The 17,162-nt window shown below is 45.5% G+C and carries 15 protein-coding genes; 9 read left to right on the forward strand and 6 right to left on the reverse strand.

Going from position 1 to position 17,162, the window contains the following annotated elements:
• Positions 1-135: 135 nt before the first annotated feature.
• From FKN88_RS15600 to FKN88_RS15615, 4 genes are read left to right on the forward strand one after another with little or no spacing between them, the layout of a single operon-like run.
• On the forward strand, positions 136-1,251 hold the full coding sequence (locus FKN88_RS15600; RefSeq protein ID WP_306687670.1) for a LysM peptidoglycan-binding domain-containing protein: 1,116 nt from the start codon (positions 136-138) through the stop codon (positions 1,249-1,251).
• Positions 1,252-1,258: 7 nt separating this feature from the next.
• A complete protein-coding gene (dprA, locus tag FKN88_RS15605) occupies positions 1,259-2,389 on the forward strand; it encodes a DNA-processing protein DprA (protein ID WP_187985339.1) in 1,131 nt (376 codons plus the stop codon).
• Entirely contained in the window at positions 2,386-2,862 is a 477-nt protein-coding gene (locus FKN88_RS15610; protein ID WP_154169673.1) for a DUF494 family protein, read from the forward strand. Before dprA ends, FKN88_RS15610 begins: the two co-directional genes overlap by 4 nt.
• Positions 2,863-2,868: 6 nt before the next feature.
• Positions 2,869-3,441 (forward strand): type I DNA topoisomerase, encoded by a 573-nt coding sequence (locus FKN88_RS15615; protein ID WP_154169675.1) that lies wholly within the window; start codon positions 2,869-2,871, stop codon positions 3,439-3,441.
• Between the two features lie 19 nt (positions 3,442-3,460).
• Here FKN88_RS15615 and mioC read toward each other — a convergent pair whose 3' ends face one another.
• Positions 3,461-3,901: an FMN-binding protein MioC gene (gene mioC, locus FKN88_RS15620; RefSeq protein WP_040905787.1), complete on the reverse strand. Its 441-nt coding sequence runs from the start codon at positions 3,899-3,901 to the stop codon at positions 3,461-3,463.
• A gap of 350 nt (positions 3,902-4,251) precedes the next feature.
• Here mioC and FKN88_RS15625 point away from each other — a divergent pair, with 350 nt between their 5' ends.
• From FKN88_RS15625 to FKN88_RS15640, 4 genes are read left to right on the forward strand one after another with little or no spacing between them, the layout of a single operon-like run.
• Entirely contained in the window at positions 4,252-4,641 is a 390-nt protein-coding gene (locus FKN88_RS15625; RefSeq protein ID WP_154169677.1) for a response regulator, read from the forward strand.
• Complete coding sequence (locus tag FKN88_RS15630; RefSeq protein ID WP_306687667.1) at positions 4,634-6,304, forward strand: diguanylate cyclase; 1,671 nt, start codon at positions 4,634-4,636, stop codon at positions 6,302-6,304. Before FKN88_RS15625 ends, FKN88_RS15630 begins: the two co-directional genes overlap by 8 nt.
• A 9-nt stretch (positions 6,305-6,313) precedes the next feature.
• Positions 6,314-8,242 (forward strand): ATP-binding protein, encoded by a 1,929-nt coding sequence (locus FKN88_RS15635; RefSeq protein ID WP_154169681.1) that lies wholly within the window; start codon positions 6,314-6,316, stop codon positions 8,240-8,242.
• A 5-nt stretch (positions 8,243-8,247) separates the two neighbouring features.
• Complete coding sequence (locus FKN88_RS15640) at positions 8,248-11,238, forward strand: response regulator (protein ID WP_306687668.1); 2,991 nt, start codon at positions 8,248-8,250, stop codon at positions 11,236-11,238.
• A gap of 81 nt (positions 11,239-11,319) precedes the next feature.
• On the opposite strand, the gene mnmE is transcribed toward FKN88_RS15640, so the two are convergent.
• From mnmE to rpmH, 5 genes are all read right to left on the reverse strand, one after another.
• Positions 11,320-12,681, reverse strand: coding sequence for a tRNA uridine-5-carboxymethylaminomethyl(34) synthesis GTPase MnmE (mnmE, locus tag FKN88_RS15645; RefSeq protein WP_154169683.1), 1,362 nt, complete (start codon positions 12,679-12,681; stop codon positions 11,320-11,322).
• A 95-nt stretch (positions 12,682-12,776) separates the two neighbouring features.
• Positions 12,777-14,399 carry a membrane protein insertase YidC gene (gene yidC / locus FKN88_RS15650; protein ID WP_154169685.1) on the reverse strand — a complete coding sequence of 541 codons (1,623 nt, stop codon included), beginning with the start codon at positions 14,397-14,399 and terminating at the stop codon, positions 12,777-12,779.
• A gap of 2 nt (positions 14,400-14,401) precedes the next feature.
• Complete coding sequence (gene yidD / locus FKN88_RS15655; protein ID WP_072670255.1) at positions 14,402-14,659, reverse strand: membrane protein insertion efficiency factor YidD; 258 nt, start codon at positions 14,657-14,659, stop codon at positions 14,402-14,404.
• On the reverse strand, positions 14,626-14,949 hold the full coding sequence (gene rnpA, locus FKN88_RS15660) for a ribonuclease P protein component (RefSeq protein ID WP_233268204.1): 324 nt from the start codon (positions 14,947-14,949) through the stop codon (positions 14,626-14,628). The genes yidD and rnpA overlap by 34 nt, the downstream gene beginning before the upstream one ends.
• 46 nt (positions 14,950-14,995) lie before the next feature.
• The gene (gene rpmH / locus FKN88_RS15665; RefSeq protein WP_004397549.1) at positions 14,996-15,133 is read right to left on the reverse strand and encodes a 50S ribosomal protein L34; all 138 of its coding nucleotides are present in this window, start codon (positions 15,131-15,133) and stop codon (positions 14,996-14,998) included.
• A 591-nt stretch (positions 15,134-15,724) separates the two neighbouring features.
• On the opposite strand from rpmH, the gene dnaA reads away from it, so the two are divergent.
• A complete protein-coding gene (gene dnaA, locus FKN88_RS15670; RefSeq protein WP_154169687.1) occupies positions 15,725-17,131 on the forward strand; it encodes a chromosomal replication initiator protein DnaA in 1,407 nt (468 codons plus the stop codon).
• The last annotated feature ends 31 nt before the right edge of the window (positions 17,132-17,162 follow it).

The following is a 17,162-nucleotide window of genomic DNA, read 5'->3' on the forward strand; positions in this document are numbered from 1 at the left end:
ACTCGAAAAATTGAACTGTGCCGAAACAGCTTAACGCTGGTTGGGTCAATTCTAGACATTTTATGACCTAAATGACAGCATCCTGCCATATTTCTCACAAACCTTTTCTCATTCATCCAGCAAGGAAGTCAGGTGATGACCGTATTAATGACTCGATATCGCTCTCTGTGGCTACGGTTTAGCGCACTAGGTTTAGCCGCTCTCTGCTTATCCATCAATGCATTAGCCTCTTCTGCTCCGTTAAGCATCAAAGACTCAGCACCACGGACTTATACGGTAGTTAAAGGCGATACACTGTGGGGGATTTCTGCCCTGTATTTAGATAGCCCTTGGTTATGGCCACGTCTGTGGCAAGCAAATCCTGAGATAAGTAATCCGCATTTAATTTATCCTGGCGATCAACTGACGTTAATCTGGCGCGACGGTCAACCGACATTAAGCCTTAAACCGATGATCAAACTCAGCCCACAAGCACGAGTACTCGAAAAACCGCCCCTCACAACGGTCGAAGAAGCGTTACTGCTGCCTTACTTACTGGCTGATAGACTGATTCCCTCCCAAGAGTTGAACGACCAGTTACGCATTCTTGGCTCAAATCAAGGCAAGCAATACCTGAGTCAAACGGATGCGCTATACCTTGAAGGTCAACATGAGGCGCAACATTGGGGTATCTATCGTCCCATGAACGAGTTTCAACGTGCCAACCACTCTATGCGAGCTCTACGTCGCTTGGCGACCGCACATCTGGTTGAAAGTACCCCCTCAATGACAACCTTAGCCATTGATGAGCTCAATCAAGAGATCCGTGCAAACGATATCGCTTTGCCAGAAATCAGCTTGGAATCATTACCATTAAGTACAACTTTTTTCCCTCGCCCAGCACCACATGATGCGCGCCCTAGGCTACTCGGCACGTTGGAAGGTAGTCAATACGCAGCGAAGCACCATGTGGTGGTTATCGACCATGGGCGAGAAGAGGGCCTAGAACAAGGCAGCATGTTTGAACTTTATCAAGCCGGCCAAACGGTTTACCAAAAGGGGGAGCAATATACCGACAAAGCACAGCGCGCCAGTCAAGTCATTACGTTACCAGCGAAAAAAGTCGGTACTCTCATGGTCATTCGTCCTTATCCCACCATGAGTCTAGCTCTGATCACCAGTAGCCAAGCCGCGATTGATAATCAGATAGTGATCCTACCTCCCGAGGTATCGGATAGCGCGACATCGACGTTCAGCTCACTTCACCCATAGCACAGTGATGCCAACCGACCAACACGATTTAACCATCTGGCTCGCACTCAGTTTTACGCCTAAGTTAACCCAAAAAAACTTAAGCCGATTACTGAGTCGTGATGCATTGACTAACCTTGCGGGTTACACCGCCCAACAATGGCTGGCTCTGGGATTAACCGCTCAACAAGTGGATTATCTGCTTAACCAAGGTAAGAAGGACGTTGAACAGTGTTTAATCTGGCAACAACAAGCTGCACAGCGTCATATCATCCCTCTCTATGATGAAGTCAATTATCCTCCGTTATTGCGTGAAATTCCCTCGCCCCCCAAAGTACTGTTTGTTGAAGGACAACGGCACTGGTTAAAACAACCTCAAATCGCTATTGTCGGCAGTCGTAATGCGACGATTGATAATCAACATATCGCTCAACAATTTGCTGGTGAATTAGCCGCGCACAATATAGTGATCACCAGTGGACTGGCTTTAGGCATTGATGGTTATGCGCATGATGGGGCGCTGAAAGCTGGGGGAGCAACCCTCGCAGTATTAGGCTCTGGACTGAATTGTATTTATCCCACACGGCATAAAACGCTTGCGGAGCGGATCAAAGATAATGGCGCATTAATTTCTGAGTTTCGTCCTAATACACCACCGCGTGCCGAACATTTTCCACGACGCAATCGCATTATCAGTGGCTTATCTCTTGGGGTGTTGGTTGTAGAAGCCGCTGAAAAAAGCGGCTCATTAATCACCGCCCGCTATGCAATAGAACAAGGACGAGACGTTTTTGTGATTCCCGGCCCGATCACGAGTACCAATAGCCAAGGCAGTAATCAGTTGATCCGTCAAGGTGCCTGTCTCGTACAGACTGTTGAGGATATTTTGGCAGAAGTAGAAAACCTGCTCAATTGGTGCAAAGATTCACCCTCTAGCACACAAGGTGAACTTTTTTGTTGCCCAAATGATGAAGAACAATTGCCATTTCCCGAGCTGTTAGCTAACGTAGGAGTAGAAGCGACACCAGTTGATATTCTGGCACAACGGACCCATATCCCCGTGCAAGAAGTCATGATGCAGCTACTAGAGTTAGAGCTTTTAGGCCATGTTGTTGCCGTTTCCGGTGGCTATATTCGTAAGGGGAGAGGCAAGCTATGATGATGGATATTTTGATGTATCTATTTGAGACGTATATCCATAGCGATGCTGAATTGCAGGTGGATCAAGACGAGCTCGAAGATGAATTGTTAAGAGCAGGCTTTCATCAACCAGATATTTACAAAGCACTACATTGGCTCGAAGAGCTGGCAGCGTTGCAACAAACGGATACTCACTCTGCCATCGCCACCAGCGCAACCACGTCGATGCGAATGTTTACCGCCCAAGAAATGGAACGTTTGGACATTGAAGCACGTGGATTCTTACTGTTTTTAGAGCAAATAAAAGTATTAACCTCTGATACCAGAGAAATGGTTATTGATCGAGTCATGGGCTTAGAAACCAACGAATTCGAACTCGATGACCTAAAATGGATCATTTTAATGGTGCTGTTTAATGTTCCCGGCAATGAAAATGCCTACACTTTGATGGAAGAGCTACTGTACAGCAAAGAACAAGGTATTTTACATTAAGCCACTATGAGCAATTCGATCGATCCATCGCTATTTTCGGCTCATGAACAAGCCCTTAACCATCAACCATGTCCCAAGTGTGGCGGAGCCCTACAGCTTCGCCGCGCTAAACTTGGCCCATTCTTAGGCTGTGAGCACTACCCCCAGTGTGACTATATCAAACCCTTGCATCACAACGATGGACACATTGTCAAACCACTCGGTGTCGCTTGCCCAGAGTGTCAACATGAACTGGTGCTACGCCAAGGACGCTACGGCATGTTTATCGGTTGCAGTAACTATCCAATCTGTCACCATATCGAGTCACCAACCGCAAACACACCAAAAGAAAACCATACGAGTCACTTGGTTTGTCCAGAATGTCACCAAGGCCATCTGATCGAACGTCAATCTCGGTTTGGCAAAGCCTTTTATGCCTGTGATGCCTTCCCAAAATGCAAATTTGCCGTCAATCAGCCACCATTAGCAGGACAATGCCAAGTTTGTGGATTCCCATTACTGGTAGAGAAAAAATTTGCCAGCGGCACTAAACACTTATGCGCAAATCGTAAATGCGCGCACGTTCAATCCGCCGACTAACTTACTTTACAGGTTCAGGTTACTTCGCCACACGCTGAATAAATTCACTTAACCACTCTTCAACTGCATCTTCAGGTACAGGATGGTGCTGAATATCAATCGTTAAGCAATCTGCAATCGGTGTTGCGCCAATGTCTTCCAATAAATCATCAGCGTGTTTTCCCGCCGCACAAAAGGTGTCATAACTTGAATCACCAATCGCAACCACCGCGTAAGACAACTGCTGAGTATTCGGTGGCGTTTGCTGAAGATCATTAATAAAAGGCTGAATATTATCAGGATAATCTCCAGCACCATGAGTTGAGGTCACAATAAGCCATGTACCTTGCGCTGGAATATCCGCCAATACGGGCTGGTTATGAATCTGAGTATCAAGCCCCGCTTGCTGCAATACGTCACTAATGTGATCGCCTACGTACTCAGCCCCGCCCAAGGTACTTCCGGTAATAATATGAATCATGTGCATTACTCGATTAACTGATATAAAAAAATGACGCAGCTAGCGTGATGAACTTCTCGCCTATATCTGTTGACGAACGGCCTTAATACAGCAACGTGACGTCAATCGCTCAAGAAAGCCAACAAATCGTTTCTTGAGATTGGAAACGAGCGACATAGCCGTCTAAGATAATTATATTACACGTAAAATGAAGCACTCTGTAGCCAAAACCTAACAAAGTCATGATGAGAATAAACGCGCAGAGATCATAAGTTAGAACAATGATAAATAAATCGTTCATCGACTCATCGAAACCAATAAAAAGAAGTGGATGCCATTAAATCATTGGCTAAACCGTGAGGAGACTCTTTTTGCAACAACTCGAACGTATTTTGTATGTCGAAGACGATCCAGATATCCGCGAAATTGCCACCATTGCGCTGGTCGATGTTGGAGGTCTGACGGTAAAAGCTTGTGATTCAGGCGCACAAGCTTTACGAGACATTAGCGACTTTGCGCCACAAATGCTGCTATTAGATGTCATGATGCCCGATATGGATGGGCCAGAAACACTACAGAGGCTGATCCAGCAGGGAGATGTCAATCAATCCATTGCTATTGTATTTATGACCGCGAAAGTCCACCCTGAGGAAATTGAACGTTATAAACAGCTTGGCGCGATAGAGGTCATTTCTAAACCTTTCGACCCAATGACACTGGCTGACGATATCATCAAAATTTGGGCATTATTTAATGAGTAACTCATCACCGCCGAGCTCGCTAACTACTCGCTTAGAAGCCTTAAAGCTTGCCTATTCAAAACGCCTCGATTCCGAACTAGAACAGCTTCGATTTCTCGCCAAACAGATAACCAGTAAACCTGATGATACGGCCTATCTTGAACAGTTGCATTCAACATTACATACCCTAGCTGGCTCGGCTGGCACCTTTGGTTTCAATCAACTGGGTCGACAAGCACGATTATTTGAGCAACAAGTCCAACAAGAGCTAGCAAAAAAACGTACCGACCGACACCCCTTAGCTGTTCTCGAATGGGTCAAACAACTAGCGATCATCGTTGATTCAGATACAGAACCAAAAACCGCGGTGAGCTTTTCGACACCTAACGCTGAGACACTAATCGAAAAACCAAAGGTGTGGTTAATTGAACGCGATATCATCCTCGCCGAATACACCATGCAGCAACTAGAAAGCTTTGGCTTTCGTGTTAAGCACTTAAAAGATGCTGATGAACTTGAGCATCACACTTCTGAGTCGCCAGATTTACTTTTGATTGATCATAACGCAGGACAAACAGAAGCACTCAAGTCCGAACCGGTCGCTTTTTGGAAGCAATATCTCAACGCTTTTTCCTGTCCACGATTATTTATGGGCGTCGAAGAAAGCTTTTCTGCTCGTTTAAAAGCTTTGCGCAGTGGTGGGCAAGCTTACTTTGTAAAACCCTTAGACATACTGAAACTCTCTTCGCATATCATTGAACTAACCAATACAGAACAAGCTTGTCCAGAGCGTATTTTATTGATTGAAGATAATCACGACTTGGTAGAGGTTTATCAAACCGCGCTTAAAAACGCTGATATGGAAGTGATAGCGATTGAACGCCCAGAATCCTTATTTGAAACCATGAGTGAGTTTAACCCTGAAATAATACTCATCAGCCTAAGCTTTCCTGATGTCTCGGGAGTAGAAATAGCGACTTTATTAAGGCAATCCGACCGCTGGCGTCAACTACCGATTATTTATCTCGCACTTCAATCAGATAATACAGCAGAAGCCGATCTGTTAATCACTGGCGCCGATGGATTATTGACTAAACCTATCGACATCACCCTACTGATCAAACTGTGTCGAGCACGAGTACAGCAACTCCGTGAACGAGAACAAGCGCGAACTCAAGATGGGTTAACTCAGCTATTAAAGCACGCCAGCATTAAAGAAGCCTTACATAATCAGTGGCTTATATCTCAAAGGCAAGCGCAAGGTTATTGTGTGGTTATGCTTGATATTGACCACTTTAAACGGGTTAACGATACCTATGGTCATTCGGTCGGTGATGTGGTTATTGCCACGACTGGAACTTTATTAAAACAACGCTTTCGCCGTACAGATAAGCTCGGTCGCTACGGTGGTGAGGAGTTTATGCTGATTCTTCTCCATTGTGATCTTCAGCAGGCAGAAAAAATGGTGAATGGTTTAAGGCAAGATTTTTCAGCGATTCAATTTAGCGGTGGTCAGCAACGATTTTCCTGCACAATATCAGCAGGCATTGTCGATAGTCAGCAATTTCCTAACGATGACGCCGAAACACTGCTCAACCGTGCCGATCAAGCGCTATATCTGGCCAAAAACCGTGGGCGCAATCGAGTTTGCTTGGCTACGCCAGAGGCGATCTCGAATGATTAAGGATGACTAATGCAAATACCACCTCTTCCTGAGGAAGAAAGCGAACGTCAGAAAACACTGGATCAAACCGGCTTACTCAACAATGGCTCCGAAGCTCGCTTTGATCGTATTACGCGTCTCGCGCAGCAGATTTTTTCTGTCCCGATCGCACTCATCTCTCTGGTTGACCGAGATCGTCAATGGTTTAAATCTCGTCAAGGGCTTGATGCACAGCAAACCCCAAGAGAGATTTCATTTTGTGGCCACGCTATTTTAAATAGCGAAGTATTTGTGATTGAAAATGCACTGGTGGATCAACGGTTTTGCGATAATCCCTTGGTCATGGGCGCTCCTGATATTCGTTTTTACGCTGGTGCTCCATTACACTCAACCAAAGGTTATCGGATTGGCACACTCTGTTTAATCGATAGCCAGCCGCGATCATTTTCAAACAAGCAGCGTTCGATGCTCAAAGATTTGGCCGCCACCGTTGAAGCGTTAATCCAAGCGGAGGAGATCAGTAATGAGCGACTTGGTAAGTTAACCGCCCAGCTTCCGGGGGTCGTCTATCAATTTCAACGCTTTGCTAATGGTAAAATCACCTTCCCTTTTAGCTCACCACAAATTCTCGATCTCTATGGCATTACACCTGAACACGCCGCGCAAGATGCTAGCCCAGCTTTTGAACGAATCCATCCTGACGATTTGCAAGGAATTAGTGACTCTATTGAGCATTCCGCGAATACTTTAGAATATTGGCAAGCAACTTATCGAGTCCGCTACCAAGGTCAAGATTACCGCTGGTTTGCTGGGCAAGCCAAGCCAGAAAGATTAAGCGATGGCAGTGTATTATGGCACGGCTATTTACACGATATCCACGAGCAAGAACAAGCGCGCCAAACCACCGAAAGAAATGAAGCGAGATTGCGCAGTTTATTCGATTTTTCACCGATTGGTATCGCACTTAACGATTTCGAAACCGGCCAGTTTCTGGATCTGAATAATGCACTGATTGCCCCTACTGGTTATACTCGCGAAGAATTTGTCGCCCTTAGCTATTGGGATATTACGCCTCAAGAATATCAACCACTCGAAAAGCAAGCACTCGCCAACTTGAACACCACGGGACGCTACGGCCCATTTGAAAAAGAATACATTCGTAAAGATGGCAGTCGCTATCCCGTTCGCTTACAAGGCATGTTAAGCAAAGAGCAAGATGGTCGCACAGTAATTTGGTCATTGATTGAAGATATTACCGAGCGCCGTAAGCTTGATAAAATGAAAGATCAATTTATCTCAACGGTCAGCCACGAACTGCGCACGCCACTAACATCAATTAAAGGTTCACTCAATTTACTTGCCGGAGGTGCGGTTGGCTCCGTTTCTGATAAAGCACAAGCCCTATTAGTCACCGCTGAGCGTAATGCTCAACGTTTAACGACCTTGATTAACGATTTACTCGACATGGAAAAATTGGTTGCAGGCAAAATGCCGATGACTTTTTTAAAACAACCTCTTGGTCCTTTACTGGATGAAACCATCGATTCCTTAAGCAGTTATGCTCATCAGCATAATGTTGTGCTGCAATACTCTGGAAGCTGGCCCGCCGTACAAGTCAATGTTGATGGGCAGCGTTTGATTCAAGCATTGAGTAACCTACTCTCTAATGCGATTAAATTTTCTCCGCAAGGCGAAGCGATAACCATCAAGGTGCAACAACAGGATACCAATATCCACATTCTGGTACGCGATCGTGGTCAAGGTGTCGCACCTGAATTTCAAGACCGACTGTTTCAACGTTTTTCTCAAGCTGACAGTAGCGACACCCGTAAACTACCTGGAACCGGGCTTGGGCTCGCGATTACTCAGGAAATCTGTCAACAACTCGGAGGTTGTGTCATGTACCGACAACCTAACGGCCGTGGGGCCGAGTTTATTATTCAATTGCCGATAGGATGAAACGCATGCTACGAGTGCCATTAAGTCTGCGGATTATTCTCCTCGTGATCATCACCAGTACCGTATTGGTGGGTGGCTTGCTGATGACCGTCTATAAACTGATGATCAATGATTACCAAGCGTTAGTGATGGAGCGCGAGAGTGCTAAAATAGACCGCCTAGTGTCAGAACTTGAACTCTCTCAACAACAACGCTTACTCGGATTAGAAGGCTTGGCGAGTCGTGTATTAAACCAAGAAGGGCAATTATCCCCCCCATCGATACTACAAGCTTTACTGCAAAAGCCCTCTGTCGCTCGCTATCTGTTTCCTGATGGGGTACTTATTTTTGATGCCCAGGCAACATTAATTGCCGAAAGTGATTATGTGCCTGGTCGCCTTGGAACCAACTATGCCGACAGACCACACTTTCAACGCGCCAAAGAAACTCTGCAACCCGTCATCTCGGAACCCATATTAGGTCGTCGAACTGGCCTACCGTTAATTTCCTATATACATCCTTTGGTCACCAGCGAGGGAGATATTTTAGGCTACCTTGGCGGCAGTTTAGATCTATCTAAAACACCGCTACTCAATAAACAGCTAGCCACTAATGATTCCGCTAACTTAATCACCATCATTATTGATCCGACACATCGCTTATTTGTATCGATGCAACAACCCTTTGATAAGCCTGAGCCCTTACCCGAAGTAGGCATTAACCCTTTGGTTGATTCCGCTGTGTCTCTCAGTCCAGCAGGCACCTTAGTTAATTATCAACAACAGCGCTATCTACTGATCAATCGATCACTACAAGAGCTGGGTTGGGTCGTATTACGCGCTATCCCTTACACCGAGGCAATGGCTCCCGCACAAACCTCTTTTCATCGCTTATTATTAATCACTCTCATCGCCACAAGCTGTATCGGATTAGCAGGGATCGGCTTGGCACACAGCATCACCAAACCGATTGAAAAAATGACTCGACGCATTGATCAAATGGCGGATAGTGGCCGCTTTGACGGTAATTTCCTAGAACAAGGAGGCCCTGAAGTTTGCGCATTGGCTAGGGCGATGAACCGCCTTGCTGAACAACGAAAAACAGCAGAAATTGCCTTATCTCAAGCCGAGCGTTTTTTAGCGACTGTATTAGATGCGGCCAGCGAGATTTCGATTATTGCGACCGACAAGCATGGGATTATCACCGCGTTTAATACTGGTGCGGAACATTTACTTGGTTACAGCAAGCACGAGATGATTGGCAAACAGACCCCAGCGAGCTTACATATTGAAGAGGAAGTCGCCGCGCGTTCAGTAGAACTAACCGCACTCCTTGGTTATCCTGTTGAAGGTTTTAGAGTATTTGTTGATATTGCAGAAAAAGAAAATCACGAGAAACGAGAGTGGACCTATGTGCACAAAAATGGCCGCCATATACCAGTATCTATGATCGTCACCACCATGCGTAATGCGGTTGGTGAAATAACCGGCTACCTTGGTATCGCAGAAGATATCACTGAATACAAACGCATGAATAAAATGAAAAGTGAGTTTATCTCAACCGTCAGCCATGAATTAAGAACCCCCCTTACCTCTATTTCTGGCGCGCTCGGTTTGATTATCGGTAGTCGCTTTGAACAACTACCGGACAAAACTCAAAAACTAATCGAGACAGCCCATCGCAATAGTCAACGTTTGTCCCATTTGATTAATGATTTACTCGATATTGAAAAAATTGCTGCCGGTAAACTGCATTTCGACATGCGCTTGCACGAGTTAACGCCATTGGTCGAACAAGCGATAGAAACCAACCAACACTATGGCAGCAGTCGCGATGTCTCAATCCGCTTAATCTGTGACGCGAGCACAGTTTTGGTTCATGTCGATAGCCAACGTTTACTGCAAGTACTGGCTAATTTATTATCCAATGCCATTAAATTTTCATCCGATCATGGTCAGGTAATTGTTGAGGTCACTACCGATAACGGTAAAGCGATCGTCAGCGTTATTGACCAAGGCCCGGGCATTAGCCAAGCGTTTCGTGAACGTATTTTCCAACGTTTTGCTCAAGCCGATTCCTCTGATACTCGAGCAAAAGAAGGCACAGGACTTGGACTAGCCATTTCACGTGAGCTGATTGAACGCATGGGTGGGCAAATTGATTTTCAATCTACGGTGGGTAAAGGCTCGCGATTTTTCTTTGTATTGCCCTTAGTTTCACCACTATGTACGCTCAAATCTGATGCAAGCCATGACGATAACCATCCGCCAACAGGACGTATTTTGGTGGTAGAAGATAATATTGATGTGGCGAAACTGTTGGCCATCATGCTAGGTGATGCTGGGTATCAGGTTGATATCTGCTATAACGGTGCTGATGCGCTGCAAGCTATACACAGCCGAACTTACGACCTGATTAGTTTAGATCTGATGCTTCCTGATATCAGCGGATTAGCGATCATCCGTCAACTTCGCCAGCAAACCACCACGGCCACTATCCCGATTGTGGTTGTCTCTGCCACCATTGAGCAAGGACGCTTAGCGCTTAATGGTGATGGCGGTGGTATCGAGTGGCTCTCTAAACCCATTGATCAACAGCAACTGATTCATTTAGTCCAACAGCAGCTTTCCTTAACATCGCCCTACCAGCCACACGTGCTGCATGTTGAAGATGATTCTGACTTACATGAGGTCATTCGTGAGATGGCGGGAGATTCAGCACGTTTTGAACTTGCTTCAACCCTTGAACAAGCTCGTCTAAAGCTACAACAAGCGTCTTTTGATGTCCTATTATTAGACCTTAACCTTCCTGACGGCTCAGGCTGGGAGCTACTTTCTGAAGCAAAGCTACTCCAACCTGAAATAAAAATCGTCATTCTTTCTGGTAAACCAGTCACTCAGCATCAGCATGATCAAGTTGAAGCCGTGTTACTCAAATCACGCTTATCGACCAAAACCTTACTTGAAGGGATCCACTCTCGCATCAAAACCTATCGCTCTCAGCAAGAGATGGAGTAGCCAAAATGATGAACAAAGTCCAAGCGGATCACGCGTGGGCTTTGTTCTCATGACCAGCAAAAATAGAGCGGATAATCCACTCTATTTGCCGATACAAAACGAAGAGAAAATGCGTCCGAGGAGATCATCAGAGCTGAACTCGCCGGTGATCTCATTTAAGTGCTGCTGAGCTATGCGTAACTCTTCGGCAAGAATCTCACCGGCCATGTAGCCTTCGAGTTGCTGTTGACCAATCGATAAGTGTTCTGCGGCACGCTCTAACGCATCAAGATGGCGACGACGCGCCATAAAACCGCCCTCTTGGTTACCGGTAAAGCCCATGCACTCTTTCAAATGCGTGCGTAGTGCTTCGACGCCTTGACCGGTTTTGGCAGAAAGACGAATCAAAGTCGGTTGGCTAGCGTGACAGATACCCAGTGTTTCACCGGTTTGATCGACTTTATTACGGATCACCGTCATCCCCATTTGATCGGGTAGACGGTCAACAAAGTCCGGCCAAATATCCTTTGGATCGGTTGCTTCAGTCGTCGTGCCATCGACCATAAATAGCACTCGGTCAGCTTGTTTGATCTCTTCCCACGCACGCTCGATACCAATTTTTTCTACTTCATCAGAGGCATCTCGTAGCCCTGCGGTATCAATGATGTGCAGCGGCATACCATCAATATGAATGTGTTCACGCAATACATCACGCGTGGTACCAGCAATATCGGTCACAATCGCCGAGTCTTTACCCGACAACGCATTTAACAGGCTCGATTTACCGGCATTAGGGCGACCGGCTATCACTACCTTCATCCCTTCACGCATAATCGCGCCTTGGTTGGCTTCTTGACGAACCGCAGTCAGATTATCAATGATGGCTTGTAAATCAGCAGCAACTTTACCATCCGCCAAAAAATCAATTTCTTCTTCCGGGAAATCAATTGCCGCTTCAACGTAAATGCGTAAGTAGATCAAAGACTCAACTAAGGTATTAATTCGTTTAGAAAATTGCCCTTGCAGCGATTGAAGAGCAGATTTTGCCGCCTGCTCTGAGCTGGCGTCAATTAAGTCCGCAATCGCCTCGGCTTGGGTTAAATCTAACTTATCGTTCAAAAACGCGCGCTCAGAAAACTCGCCAGGCCGCGCTGGACGAAGACCAGGAATCGCTAAGATACGCTTGATCAACATGTCCATTACCACGGGTCCGCCATGACCTTGTAGCTCAAGGACATCTTCACCGGTAAAGGAGTGAGGATTTGGAAAATACAGCGCAATGCCTTGGTCTAGTTCAGCACCATCAGCATCTTTGAAAGGCAAATACTGCGCATAACGAGGCTTAAGGTCCATTCCGGTTACTTGCTTGGCCACGAAAGCGGCTTGTGGGCCAGAAACACGAATGATGCCAACGCCGCCTCGCCCAGGAGCGGTAGCTTGCGCGACAATGGTATCGGTGGTCATACTATTACCTACTTAACGATCGATGAGTGATTATTGTAATCAGCAGCGAACAAAAAGGCGACCAAAAGGTCGCCTTCATTAACTCAATGGTCGATTTACTTAGAGTGCAAACCGCGCTTCTCTAATGAACGGTAAATCAACGTTTGTTGAATTAACGTTACGATGTTCGATACCAACCAGTAAAGCACTAAGCCTGATGGGAAGAACAAGAAGAAGAAGGTAAACATCACCGGCATGAAGGTCATGATCTTCTGCTGCATAGGGTCAGTAATCGTGTTCGGACTCATTTTCTGAATCAGGAACATACTGGCACCCATCAACAATGGCAAGATGTAGTATGGGTCTTGCGCTGATAAGTCATGAATCCAACCAAAGAATGGTGAATGACGCAGTTCAACTGATTCCATCAATGCCCAGTATAAAGCAATGAAGATCGGCATCTGTAGCAAGATAGGTAGACAGCCACCCAGAGGGTTAACTTTCTCTTTCTTGTACAATTCCATCATTTCTTGGCTCATACGCTGACGATCATCGCCAATACGCTCACGCATCGCTTGCAGCTTAGGCTGTAGCATACGCATTTTGGCCATTGACGTGTATTGCGCTTTGGTCAGTGGGTACATGGCACCACGGACGATAAAGGTCAAACAGATAATCGCCACACCCCAGTTGCCGACAAAGCTCTGAATAAATGACAGCAAAGTATGCAGCGGCTTAGCAATAAACCATAACCAACCGTAGTCGACCACTAAGTCTAGATTCGGAGCGGTAGCGGCCATCTCATTTTGCAATTTAGGGCCAACCCATAAGGTCGCCGTAAACTGAGTCGCATCACCATCAGCAATAGTTTTGTTTGGCATGCGCACACCAATATCACCAACGTTACCAATCACACGAGAATACAGATTGGTACCAGGTTCATTGCGAGGAATCCATGCGCTAGCAAAGTAATGCTGGATCATCGCTGCCCATCCCTGACCATTAGGTAAAGGTAGTGACAAGTTACGATCTTGCATATCTTTGAAACTGAATTTTTTATAACGTGTATCTTCGGTAGAGTAAGCGCCACCACGATAAGTCGGCATCGCTAAACTGCCGCCTGAATCAAGTAAGGTTTGACGCAAATGCGCATACATACCTAACGTCGCGTTATTACCAGAACGGTTGATCACATCAAACGTAACATCAACGGCATAATCACCACGTCTAACAATGAAGGTTTTCACGTACTCAATGCCATTCGCTTGATAGGTCATAGGAATACGCAATTCCTGCTCACCATCCGCTAACGCAAAATGATCACCATCAACGTGATAAACCGGACGATGATTGCTACTCAAATCGATACCTTGCGGACCAATCAAACCACTTTGAGCTATAAACAAGTGATTAGGTTCATTTCTTAACAAAGTAAATGGCGTCGATGAATTAAGTTCATCAGCGTACTGATTGAGCAAAGCATGAATAATATCCCCACCAACGGTATCAATTGACAGAGTCAAAACATCCGTGGTGACCGTCACGGTTTGTGCAGCAGCACGATGTTGCTCAGGAGCAGGATCAAATTCATCTGCAAATGAAGGTGCTGGGGCCGTGGTGCTGGTTTGAGCCTGCTCAATCACTTGTGGGGCTGGGTTCTTTGCTGCTTGCCATTGCTGGAAAAGTAAAAAAGAAACAAGCGCCAAAGCAATTAACAGGATATTACGTTGAGAATCCATCGTTATTTGTCTCTGTCTGGTTTTTTGACTGGTGGAATGGGGTCATATCCCCCTTCGTTCAAAGGGTGGCATTTTAATAGACGTTTGCCAGATAACCAACACCCTTTTATAAAACCGTGAGCTCTCAATGCTTCTATCGCATAATTTGAGCAAGTCGGCGTAAACCGGCAACGAGGGCCGATAAGCGGACTGATGATCCATTGGTAAAGTTTAACTAAACCAATAGTCAACCACGTGAAGGGCGAGATAGGCGATGCCATAACTTGTCGAATAAAGTAAACAGTTCTTCATTGCTTAAATCTTGCGCGGTTTTCTTCGCGATCACAACAAAATCTTTGTTAGCAAGTTTATGTTGATGGAGACGAAAACTTTCACGAGCAATACGTTTAAAGCGATTACGACCCACAGCCGTTTTAATTTGCTTCTTTGGGACAGCTAATCCTAAACGAGGATGAGAAAGGTTATTATCGCGAGCAATGATGGTAAAGTGAGGAGAGCCAGCACGATGCGCTTGCTGGAAGACTTTTTGATAATGCTCGGGAGTTAACAGACGTAACTCCCGATTGAACGCGTACGTATTCAAAATAATTCAGTGATTATTTTGACAGGCGCTTACGGCCTTTTGCACGACGTGCATTGATTACTTTACGACCGTTCGCAGTCGCCATGCGTGCACGGAAACCGTGGCTACGCTTGCGCTTTAGAACTGAAGGTTGAAAAGTGCGTTTAGACATTATTATTACCTTTACTGATCAGTAGTGTTAGGTTCTTAAGTTAACCCGGCGTGGGATATGTGTCTTCGTAAAGACGCCGACGCCTCTCAACAAAGAGGCGGAATTGTAATCACAGTCACAAAAAGTGTCAATGACTTGGGGTGGCGAAGTGTTACTCATTTTTCAATAAGCCATTTACCTCCCCATTCTTTCCGGTCGGGCGATTATACGGAGTATCAATGAAATCTCAAGGATCCTCGCTCGATCTTCACGCTTTTTTACTTAATCTGGCTTTTTCCACAGACTCAACGATGGATCAATACCTCATCTGATGCACATCTTATACCGAGTTAACCATAGCTTATCGGCGATTAATACAAAATAAGATAGTAAAAATCACTATTGGGGATAACTTAGCAAGATCTTAGTATATGTGGATCATAATGGGGGGTAATTAGCTCGATCCCTGTGAGGATCTTCGTAAATATCCCCTGAACCTTGTGTATAACTTCGATCTTATTCAAGAGTTTATCGATCAATCACTGGCGATCTAAGTTATCAACAGGTAGAATCACCTTCTTTATTAGCCATTAATTTTAGAGTGAGGGAACCGTGTCATCTTCGCTTTGGTTGCAGTGTTTGCAACAGCTTCAAGAAGAGCTACCAGCCACAGAATTCAGTATGTGGGTTCGTCCGTTACAAGCGGAGCTCAATGACAATACTCTCACTTTGTTCGCCCCAAACCGCTTTGTGCTCGATTGGGTACGTGATAAATACATAAACAATATCAACAGGTTACTTAGAGAACATTGCGGGCACAATGCACCCAGTTTACGGTTTGAAGTCGGCAGTCGACGAGTAATTGCGTCCGCTCCAGCCGCCCCCATCCGAACCGCAGCGGATGTTGCTGCCGAATCCTCTGCCCCAGCGCAATTAGCTCAGCGCCGACCGGTTCATAAAACATGGGATGACGATTCTGCCGCTAGCGATATCAATCATCGCTCTAATGTAAACCCTAAGCATAAGTTTAATAATTTTGTTGAAGGTAAATCGAACCAACTCGGTCTTGCCGCCGCGCGTCAAGTGGCCGATAACCCAGGTGCAGCTTATAACCCATTGTTTTTATATGGGGGAACTGGCTTAGGTAAAACTCACCTATTGCACGCGGTGGGTAATGCGATTGTCGATAACAAACCCAATGCGAAAGTGGTCTACATGCACTCTGAGCGTTTTGTGCAAGATATGGTTAAAGCGCTGCAAAATAACGCGATTGAAGAATTTAAACGTTATTATCGTAGCGTCGATGCTTTATTGATCGATGACATTCAATTTTTCGCCAACAAAGAACGTTCTCAAGAAGAGTTTTTCCACACCTTCAACGCATTACTTGAAGGGAATCAACAGATCATTTTAACATCGGATCGTTATCCCAAAGAGATCAACGGGGTAGAAGATCGTCTGAAGTCTCGTTTCGGGTGGGGATTAACCGTTGCGATTGAGCCTCCGGAATTGGAAACACGCGTAGCCATATTAATGACCAAAGCGGAAGATCATCAAATTCATCTTCCTGATGAAGTGGCATTCTTTATTGCTAAACGCTTACGTTCTAATGTGCGTGAATTGGAAGGAGCACTTAACCGAGTGATCGCCAATGCCAATTTTACCGGTCGACCGATCACGATTGATTTTGTTCGTGAAGCACTCCGCGATCTGCTTGCTTTACAAGAGAAGCTGGTCACGATTGATAACATTCAAAAAACCGTTGCTGAATACTACAAAATCAAAGTTGCTGATTTGTTATCTAAACGCCGCTCTCGTTCGGTGGCTCGTCCTCGCCAGCTAGCTATGGCGCTTTCGAAAGAGTTGACCAACCATAGCCTACCAGAAATTGGCGATGCATTTGGTGGTAGAGACCATACTACGGTGCTGCATGCTTGCCGAAAAATCGAACAATTGCGTGAAGAAAGTCACGACATAAAAGAAGATTATTCCAATTTAATTCGTACCCTTTCTTCATAAGTTTTTACGCTATATTGAACGCTTATTAGGT

The sequence above is a fragment of the Vibrio sp. 2017_1457_13 genome (assembly GCF_030851525.1).
Classification (GTDB): domain Bacteria; phylum Pseudomonadota; class Gammaproteobacteria; order Enterobacterales; family Vibrionaceae; genus Vibrio; species Vibrio metschnikovii.

Coding starts and splice junctions, on each gene's coding strand:
- FKN88_RS15600 (WP_306687670.1), top strand. CDS start 136: ATGACCGTATTAATGACTCGATATCGCTCTCTGTGGCTACGGTTTAGC.
- dprA (WP_187985339.1), top strand. CDS start 1,259: ATGCCAACCGACCAACACGATTTAACCATCTGGCTCGCACTCAGTTTT.
- FKN88_RS15610 (WP_154169673.1), top strand. CDS start 2,386: ATGATGATGGATATTTTGATGTATCTATTTGAGACGTATATCCATAGC.
- FKN88_RS15615 (WP_154169675.1), top strand. CDS start 2,869: ATGAGCAATTCGATCGATCCATCGCTATTTTCGGCTCATGAACAAGCC.
- mioC (WP_040905787.1), bottom strand. CDS start 3,901: ATGATTCATATTATTACCGGAAGTACCTTGGGCGGGGCTGAGTACGTA.
- FKN88_RS15630 (WP_306687667.1), top strand. CDS start 4,634: ATGAGTAACTCATCACCGCCGAGCTCGCTAACTACTCGCTTAGAAGCC.
- FKN88_RS15635 (WP_154169681.1), top strand. CDS start 6,314: ATGCAAATACCACCTCTTCCTGAGGAAGAAAGCGAACGTCAGAAAACA.
- FKN88_RS15640 (WP_306687668.1), top strand. CDS start 8,248: ATGCTACGAGTGCCATTAAGTCTGCGGATTATTCTCCTCGTGATCATC.
- mnmE (WP_154169683.1), bottom strand. CDS start 12,681: ATGACCACCGATACCATTGTCGCGCAAGCTACCGCTCCTGGGCGAGGC.
- yidC (WP_154169685.1), bottom strand. CDS start 14,399: ATGGATTCTCAACGTAATATCCTGTTAATTGCTTTGGCGCTTGTTTCT.
- yidD (WP_072670255.1), bottom strand. CDS start 14,659: ATGGCATCGCCTATCTCGCCCTTCACGTGGTTGACTATTGGTTTAGTT.
- rpmH (WP_004397549.1), bottom strand. CDS start 15,133: ATGTCTAAACGCACTTTTCAACCTTCAGTTCTAAAGCGCAAGCGTAGC.